At 41.2% G+C, this 5,009-nt stretch carries 7 protein-coding genes; 6 read left to right on the top strand and 1 reads right to left on the bottom strand.

From position 1 onward, the window contains the following. Window positions 1-101 precede the first annotated feature (101 nt). Window positions 102-1,346, bottom strand: a complete 1,245-nt coding sequence (gene punC / locus AB4238_RS20790) for a purine nucleoside transporter PunC (RefSeq protein WP_372035365.1) — start codon at window positions 1,344-1,346, stop codon at window positions 102-104. A 117-nt stretch (window positions 1,347-1,463) separates the two neighbouring features. Between punC and punR the strand changes: the two genes are divergently transcribed. The 6 genes from punR (at window position 1,464) to AB4238_RS20820 (ending at window position 4,658) form a co-directional block, all read left to right on the top strand. Next, the gene (gene punR, locus AB4238_RS20795; protein ID WP_372035367.1) at window positions 1,464-2,366 is read left to right on the top strand and encodes a DNA-binding transcriptional activator PunR; all 903 of its coding nucleotides are present in this window, start codon (window positions 1,464-1,466) and stop codon (window positions 2,364-2,366) included. Between the two features lie 199 nt (window positions 2,367-2,565). Further along, complete coding sequence (locus tag AB4238_RS20800) at window positions 2,566-3,219, top strand: Bax inhibitor-1/YccA family protein (protein ID WP_220736505.1); 654 nt, start codon at window positions 2,566-2,568, stop codon at window positions 3,217-3,219. Window positions 3,220-3,276: 57 nt separating this feature from the next. Next, entirely contained in the window at window positions 3,277-3,666 is a 390-nt protein-coding gene (gene tusD / locus AB4238_RS20805) for a sulfurtransferase complex subunit TusD (protein WP_372035369.1), read from the top strand. Between the two features lie 22 nt (window positions 3,667-3,688). Further along, on the top strand, window positions 3,689-4,045 hold the full coding sequence (gene tusC / locus AB4238_RS20810) for a sulfurtransferase complex subunit TusC (protein WP_372035370.1): 357 nt from the start codon (window positions 3,689-3,691) through the stop codon (window positions 4,043-4,045). Next, complete coding sequence (gene tusB / locus AB4238_RS20815) at window positions 4,045-4,326, top strand: sulfurtransferase complex subunit TusB (RefSeq protein WP_372035371.1); 282 nt, start codon at window positions 4,045-4,047, stop codon at window positions 4,324-4,326. Before tusC ends, tusB begins: the two co-directional genes overlap by 1 nt. Before the next feature lie 2 nt (window positions 4,327-4,328). Beyond that, complete coding sequence (locus AB4238_RS20820; protein WP_372035373.1) at window positions 4,329-4,658, top strand: TusE/DsrC/DsvC family sulfur relay protein; 330 nt, start codon at window positions 4,329-4,331, stop codon at window positions 4,656-4,658. Window positions 4,659-5,009: the final 351 nt, after the last annotated feature.

Raw genomic sequence — 5,009 nt, forward strand, 5'->3', positions numbered from 1 at the left:
GCCATCTCTCCGAACGCCGCGAATAATATAGCGCTCTTTTAATCTTGTAAAGTCCTAATTGTAAGATCTTTAACTAGTTGGTCAAATAGAGCGCAAACTGGTTACTTTTCCTCTTTACAGGCGCCAATACGTGCTGGATCTGGGAAGACAAAGTTTTCATTTACATCATTCCAGCTTTTATAATTACGCAGTTTGAAGCCTGCAAATACGATAAATGAACACAGCATAATGCCCCAACCTATCGCTGTCTCGCCTTTACTAACCCACATAGCGACTAAACTCGATGCACCAAACGACAAACTAATTTGGATGAAGTTTTGTAAACCCGCCGCTTTGGCAGCATTTTTTGGAAATTGCTGCAGCGCACTGTTAACGACAATTGGATAAATTGCACCATTACAGGCAGCAAGTATCGAGAAAGCGGTTAGCAATGGGAATATCGACAGACCTTTAACTAAGATAGTCACGATAACAATAGCCAATACACACAAGCCGAATAGACTTAACAGCACTTTCAGTGCGGTTTCTGTACCCGTCTTACGAATAAGCGTTTTACTTGCATAACCACCAAGAATAAACATGATTGTTTGCGGGATAAAGCTTAAGCCGATTGCAGTCGCATCATAGCCATGTTGCTCCATAACCATTGGCCACACAGTAAGGTAGGAAAAGAAAGCACCTGAACATGCACCAAAAATAACCACATTTCCTAAATAGCCAGTGTTCTTCAGTATAGAGAAATAGCTAATTTCACTTTTTTCAATATTGGACTGTTTTACTTCTTTTGGTACAAAGCTAACGGTAAGCACAATCATAGCTACCGCTAAACAGGTTAAGGTGATGAAAATACTTTCCCAACCGAACGACTCTAAAATAAATGCACCTAAGATCGGCGCAAGTGCTGGTGATAGCGCAACTAAAGGCATAATGTTGGAAAACACACTCTGTGCTTTTGTGGCATCATATTTTTCAATCACAATGGCTTGCCAAATAACGCCTGCCGAACAAGCGCCAATCGCCTGCATAAAGCGTGACATGTTAAACACTAACATCGACTCGCTCGTTGCTAAGGAGATGCTGGCTAATGTGAAGACCGTCAAACCAAAGATTAGTGCGTTACGTTTGCCAAAACGTTCTACAATTGGACCATAAATTAATTGTCCTAGCGCTAGACCGGCTAAGAAGAATGTTAACGACATAGCCACTTGTGAAGGCGATGTTGCCATTGTGTCTTCAATTGCTTTGAATGCAGGCAAGTACATATCGGTTGCAATAAAGCCTAGCATACTTAGCAACGCTAGGTAGGTAAGAAACAGATAGTATTTAACATTCATTAGAGATTTCATAAGTAATAAAACAGAATTAGATAAATTAGGCTGCGGAGTGTAAACACTTGCTAAATCGCTGTGAAACGTTTATTTTTCACATTAGCCATCAAAAATAATCACAGCAGGAAGTGAGCTATGCTATCTGAACAATCTATGCAGCTAATTGATATGGTTGCCCGTGTAGGGAGCTTTACTGCTGCCGCTAATAAGTTACACAAAGTACCTTCGGCAGTTAGCTATGCGGTCAAACAAATAGAAGAAGAACTTGGTGTCGTGCTTTTTATTCGGCACCACCGTAGCGTTAGCTTAACTCCAGCAGGCGAACATTTCGTCAAGCAATCACGCACTTTACTCACCGAAATGGAAGCGATGCGCTCTGATACCGTTAGAGTTGCAAATGGCTGGCAACCTACCCTGGCTATTGCATTAGATAATATCGTTAGAGCCGATAAGATCAGCAATTTGATTGCAGATTTCTATCGTACTTTCGACAATGTAGAACTTATCATCCGTATCGAGGTTTTTAATGGCGTTTGGGAGTCCATTGCAACTGGGCGCAGTGATATTGCCATTGGTGCCACCACTGCAATACCTGTAGGTGGTGAGTACCATTTTAGAGACATGGGTGAAATTGATTGGTGTTTCTTGGTAGGGAAAAACCACCCTCTTGCCAATATTGATAGACCTTTGACCGATGATGAAGTCCGTCAGTATCCCTCCATTTGCTTAGAAGATACGTCGCGCGAAATCCCTAAACGTATGACTTGGTTGCTAGATAACCAAAGACGCTTAGTAGTGCCGGATTGGATTAGAGCGATAAATTGTTTTCGTGAGGGACTTGGTATTGGTTATATGCCTGCACATTTTGCTTCACCTTTTATCAAAACCGGCGCTTTGATAGAGAAACAACTTGAGCATTCTAAGAAGAAAAGCCCTTGCTGCTTAGCTTGGAATGCATCTAACAAGTCACCAGCCATGGCCTGGGTACTCGATTATTTAGGCGATACAGAGAAACTTCAAAAGGATTGGCTAGATTAAAATAACCAACTTGTGGTTTGTATTGCTACTTATGACACAGATATACCGCCCATTAGCTTTATCACACGCTAAAGCTAATGTATGATTCAATAACTTAACGAGCAATTTGAGGCTTATTAAGATAATCGGGAACTACCTGGTTAATTAAGGCTCAAATATACAGCTTGAGCATTTGTCTTCGGAGAAAGAAATGAGAGATATGACGCAACAAACCGCCTACGGTCAATCGACGGTAGAGGTTAATAAACTACTTAAAAACACCTACATGCTACTTTCAATGACGTTAGCATTCTCTGCGGTATGTGCAGGTTTAGCGATGGCATTGGCAATTAGCCCTATGATGTCTTTGGGTTTATCGATTGGTAGCTTAGTACTTTTGTTCGTGACACTACGTAAAGCTGAGTCAAGTGCAGGGATCTTCTGGGTATTTGCTTTCACTGGTATGCAAGGTGCGTCTCTAGGTTATATTCTGAACCATTATGCAGGTATGGCTAACGGTCCACAGCTTATTATGCAGGCCCTAGGTTTAACATCAGTAATCTTCGTTGCCCTTTCAGGCTACGCCGTTACCACTAAGAAAGACTTCTCTTTCATGCGTGGTTTCTTAATCGCTGGTTTAGTGATAATGGTTGTCGGCCTTCTCGTTAACTTGTTTTTAGGTAACGGAATGGTGTTTATGGCGCTTAATGCTGGTATCGCATTATTGATGACCGGGTTCATTCTTTATGATACTAGCAAAATTGTTAATGGTGGAGAGACCAACTACATTCGCGCGACTATCTCATTATACCTAGATTTCCTAAACCTATTCGTAGCACTGCTACATTTAATGGGTATGGGCAACGATGACTAATTCCAATTAATTTTAATTGAGTTAAAATGGTCCTACTTAAGGGCCATTTTTTTTATCATGAGCAAATTTATTATCCAGATTAACTCCCCTGCTTACGGCAGTGCATCGAGTTATAATGCTTATCGCTTTGCCGAAGCAGCCTTACAAAACGGACACCTTATTGATAAAGTCTTTTTCTATCAAGACGGCGTTCTCAATACCAATAGCCTCAACAGTCCTGCTAGTGACGAGTTTGACCTTCAAAGCGCTTGGTTATCTCTTAGTCATCAATACCAATTCCCATTAGTTAATTGTGTCTCAGCGGCATTGAGACGTGGAGTTTTGTCTCGTAGTGAGGCAAAAGAAAACAACACTGAGCATTGGAATATGGAGCCTCCGTTTATAATGGGCGGATTAGGTGAACTTGTTACAGGTATTGAATCCGCTGATCGTTTGGTTAGCTTTTAAAGGCTGTTGAAAGGAGTAAAAGTTGAAGAAACTTTGTATTGTATTCAGTCAAGGCCCCCACGGTAATGCTAATGGGCGTGAAGCTCTAGATCTCGCTTTACTCAGTGCAAGCTTTGAGCAAGAAGTTAGCTTAGTTTTTACTGATGAAGGGATCTTAAATTTAATAAAGAACCAATCGCCAGAAACAGTTGGTGCTAAAGACTACATCGCCACGTTTGGCGCGCTACCACTATACGATGTAGAAACAATTATCGTCTGTGAAGTTGCTATGACAGAGTTAGCCCTTACAGAAGACGATATAAAGCTAGAAGTTCAGTTCTGCTCGCCACAGGCGATTGCTGCGCATTTAAACCATGTTGATGAGGTCTTAGTATTCTAATGATATTGCATCATATACAATCGTCTCCTACGCAAAGTGCTGCGCTTAAACTCTGTTTACGCTACATAAACAGCGCTGATAGCATTTTGCTGTCGTCTAACGCGGTTAATTGTTTATTAAACAAAGAGTGGCAATCACGCTTAAGCGATTACAACATCCTTGTTCTTGAAGATGATGTGATCGCTCGTGGACTGCAAGCACGCTTGAGCACATTTAGAATGATTAGTTACGCAGATTTTGTGGCGCTGACCTTAACCCATAACAAAGTGATTAGCTGGTAGAGATGATTGAATTTAACGGACAGAGTATTGAAACTGATCACCAAGGCTACTTAAAAGTCGTCAGTGATTGGAGCCCTGAACTTGCGCTCATAATCGCTAAAGAAGAGCAGATTGAGCTTACCGAGGCACATTGGGAAGTGATTAATTTTGTGCGTAATTTTTATCTAGAGTTTAAAACGAGTCCGGCTATTCGAGTGCTCGTAAAAGCGATCGGTCAGAGTTTAGGTGCGGATAAAGGTAATTCAAAATATCTTTATACCTTGTTTCCAGTAGGGCCTGCCAAGCAAGCGACAAAAATTGCCGGTTTACCAAAACCTGCTAAATGTATCTAGCAGCTTGAAGCACTAATAATAGTGAATTTTTAAAGCCCATTCACTTGGGCTTTTTTGTGCCTTTAATTCCTTGCTACGATCGTTCTGAATCCCCATGCTCAATAAGTCACTAATATCGCTCAGTAGAAATTTAGCGGTGTGAGTACAATGGAATTAACTGCAGTATAAATCGACTTCCTATATCTTTATAGCCGAGCATAAGTGATATTTGCTGCAACGGTTCTCCAGAGCTAAGGGATCGCGTAAGCATGTCAGCAACAAGCTTGACCTCGTAGTTCACGACGTGCGACTCACTGAGTAAAAATAAGTTTGAATTCATTAATGCACGCTATAACTCGCCAGTAGGAGTGT

The organism is Shewanella sp. 10N.286.45.A1, from assembly GCF_041470405.1.
Classification (GTDB): domain Bacteria; phylum Pseudomonadota; class Gammaproteobacteria; order Enterobacterales; family Shewanellaceae; genus Shewanella.

Excerpts from the sequence above, each read along its gene's own strand:
- punC (WP_372035365.1), bottom strand. The coding sequence starts at position 1,346 with ATGAAATCTCTAATGAATGTTAAATACTATCTGTTTCTTACCTACCTA.
- punR (WP_372035367.1), top strand. The coding sequence starts at position 1,464 with ATGCTATCTGAACAATCTATGCAGCTAATTGATATGGTTGCCCGTGTA.
- AB4238_RS20800 (WP_220736505.1), top strand. The coding sequence starts at position 2,566 with ATGACGCAACAAACCGCCTACGGTCAATCGACGGTAGAGGTTAATAAA.
- tusD (WP_372035369.1), top strand. The coding sequence starts at position 3,277 with ATGAGCAAATTTATTATCCAGATTAACTCCCCTGCTTACGGCAGTGCA.
- tusB (WP_372035371.1), top strand. The coding sequence starts at position 4,045 with ATGATATTGCATCATATACAATCGTCTCCTACGCAAAGTGCTGCGCTT.
- AB4238_RS20820 (WP_372035373.1), top strand. The coding sequence starts at position 4,329 with ATGATTGAATTTAACGGACAGAGTATTGAAACTGATCACCAAGGCTAC.